This window comes from Bacillus sp. SIMBA_026 (genome assembly GCF_046535335.1).
Lineage (GTDB): Bacteria > Bacillota > Bacilli > Bacillales > Bacillaceae > Bacillus > Bacillus velezensis.
Map to the genome: position 1 here is coordinate 1 of NZ_JAWRWX010000078.1, position 311 is coordinate 311.

Genomic DNA, 311 nt, shown 5'->3' on the forward strand with positions numbered 1-311 from the left:
TGGGCGATCATCGCCCCCATGGAGAACCCGAAGATATCCACCTTCTCGTAACCAAGTGCGTTGATGAAGGCCACGGCGTCGTCGGCCATGCTTTCAATGGATAGCGGGACGGTTCCCGTGGACGAGCCCACTCCCCTGTTGCTGAAGGTGATCACGTGGTGCTTCCCGGCGATGGGTCAATGACGCGAGGGTCCCAGTTGTCCATGTTCCCGGCCAGGTGGACCAGGAATATCACGGGCACCCCTCCCCTTGGCCCGAGCTCGCGGTAGGCGTAGGTGACGCCGCCGGAGGGGATGGTGTTGGTGGGTGCG

The 311-nt window shown here is 63.0% G+C and carries 1 protein-coding gene; it reads right to left on the reverse strand.

All coding sequences use genetic code 11. The features are described 5' to 3' along the window. On the reverse strand, nt 1-155 hold a 155-nt coding region (locus tag SB847_RS20745), incomplete at its 3' end, for an alpha/beta fold hydrolase (protein ID WP_410578463.1). Between the last annotated feature and the right edge of the window lie 156 nt (nt 156-311).